Below are 2,268 nucleotides of genomic sequence, written 5' to 3' on the forward strand. Positions count from 1 at the left end.
CACCACCGCCACCCCGGACGTGCTCACCACGGTCGCGTCCGGGGCCGGCGAGCAGACCACCCTGCACACCGAGTCCTCGGGTGGGATGCAGCAGAGCACCGGGCTGAGCATCCCGGCGCGCGGCAGCGTCACGCTCTCGCCGGGCAAGGGGCACGTCATGATCGAGAAGCTCTACGGCCCGCTGAAGCCGGGCCAGAACGTGAACTTCCAACTCACCTTCGCCAAGGCCGGGGAGCTGCTGCTGACCGCCCCGGTGATCGCGGTGGCAGCACCGGCTCCCACCGCCGAGGGGCCGTAGATGAACCGGTTGCGCGCCGTCGGGGCGGTTCTTGCCGGCCTGCTGGCCGTGCTGCTCGCCGCGGGCTGCGGGTCCGGCGGCTCGGGCGGCTCGGGCGGCTCGGGCGGCTCGGGCGGGTCGAGTGGTACCGCCACGCCGGGTCCCAGCGAGCTCAACGACCACACCGACAGCACCTACCAGGGGCTGGGGCTGGTGCCGCCGCAGCCGCGGCCGCAGTTCAGCCTGACCGACACCGCGGGGCGGGAGTTCCGGTTCGGCACCGAGACCGCCGGCAAGCCGACCCTGCTGTTCTTCGGGTACACCACCTGCCCGGACGTCTGCCCCACCACCCTGGCCGACATCGCCAACGGCCTGCGCCAGGTGCCCGAGGAGGTCCGCAAGCAGACCCGGGTGGTGTTCGTGACGACCGATGTCAAGCGGGACAGCGCCGCGGTGATCAAGAGCTACCTCGCCAAGTTCGATCCCGGGCTGCCGAACAGGTTCATCGGCCTGCGCGGGAGCCAGTCGGAGATCGACGCCGCACAGGTGGCGGCGCATGTGACACTCGCCGAAGACGAGGGGCAGACCCATTCGTCCCAAGTGCTGCTCTATGGTACGGACGACTACGCACGGGTGGCGTTCCTGCAGAGCAACAACGAAGCCGCGCAGGTCGCCCACGACCTGCCACTGGTGGCGGAGACCAAGTAAGGGGTTCAACGACGTGAGGTTCCCAGCGCTGACCACCCGGCGGGATCAACTGAGCCTGGCCGGGCTGGTCGTCAGGGTGGTGCTCGCGGCGGTGTGGGGCTGGGCCGCGCTGGCCAAGATCGGTGACCCGCGCCGCTTCGTCCAGGTGGTGCGTGCCTACGACGCCACCCCGGAGTGGCTGAGCAAGGCGATCGGCTACGGGCTGCCGACGCTGGAGCTGGTGCTGGCGGTACTGCTGCTGATCGGCCTGATCACCCGGTACGCCGCGATCGTCAGCGCGGCGCTGCTGGTGGTGTTCCTGGTCGGCATCGTGCAGGCGGCCGCCCGCGGCCTGGAGATCCAGTGCGGCTGCTTCGGCGGTGGCGGCGGCCCGTCCACCTCGACGAGCTACACCCTGGACATCCTGCGGGACCTGGGGCTGCTGGCGCTGTCGGCGTTCCTGATCCGCTGGCCGGTGACGAGGCTGTCCGTCGACGAGGCGATCATCGCCTCCGAGCGGGTGCCCGAGCTCACGCCCAAGCAGCGCAGGCTGGAGAAGAACGTCCGCCGGTACCGGGCCGCGGTGGCCGCCGCCGAGGCCGAGCTGCGCTACAAGCAGCGCTACATCGCCGCCGGGGCGGCGGCGGTGGTGCTGCTGGTGACCTTGATCGGGGCCGGGGTGCAGGGCAACCGCGCCAAGATCTCCTCGGATGTCGACACCCCGACCGCCACCAGCGCGACCGGGGTCAAGGTCGGCAACCAGCAGGCGCCGGTGCTGGTGGATGTCTATGAGGACTTCCAGTGCCCGATCTGCAACACCCTGGAGCAGAGCGGGCTGGCCACGGACCTCGCGGCGAAGGTCAAGGCCACGAACATCAAGGTCAACTACCACGTGATGTCGTTCCTGGACTCGCTGTCCAACGGCAACAAGTACTCATCCCGGGCGGCGAACGCCGGTTACTGCGCCTCCGAACAGAGCCCCGAGGCGTTCGTGAAGTTCCACGACATCCTGTTCGGGAAGTCGGGCGGCCAGAACAACCAGCCGGCTGAGAACAGCAACGGCCGGCCGGACTCCCAGCTGATCGCCTGGGGCAAGGACGCCGGCATCACCAGCGCCGACTTCTCCACCTGCGTGACCTCCAACGAGCACAAGGAGCTGGTGGCCGGGGTCACCGAGGCCGCGTCCAAGCGGGGGGTCAACGGCACTCCGGCGGTGTTCGTGGCCGGGTCGCGGGTGGGTTCGGGCGACAGCGTGGTGACGGTGGCCCAGATCGACAGCGCCATCTCCGCGGCGCTGGCCAAGG

The 2,268-nt window shown here is 70.1% G+C and carries 3 protein-coding genes; all 3 read left to right on the top strand.

The window, feature by feature from the left end:
* Window positions 1-298 (top strand): copper chaperone PCu(A)C (locus tag VF542_RS08690; RefSeq protein ID WP_408651306.1); only part of this gene is annotated, 298 nt, incomplete at its 5' end.
* Entirely contained in the window at window positions 299-985 is a 687-nt protein-coding gene (locus VF542_RS08695; protein WP_408651307.1) for an SCO family protein, read from the top strand. It abuts the gene before it with no gap.
* A 13-nt stretch (window positions 986-998) separates the two neighbouring features.
* Window positions 999-2,268, top strand: a 1,270-nt coding sequence (locus tag VF542_RS08700) for a DsbA family protein (RefSeq protein ID WP_408651308.1), incomplete at its 3' end; no start/stop codon positions are given.

It is taken from the genome of Jatrophihabitans sp. (assembly GCF_036389215.1).
Taxonomy (GTDB): Bacteria; Actinomycetota; Actinomycetes; order Mycobacteriales; family Jatrophihabitantaceae; genus Jatrophihabitans_A.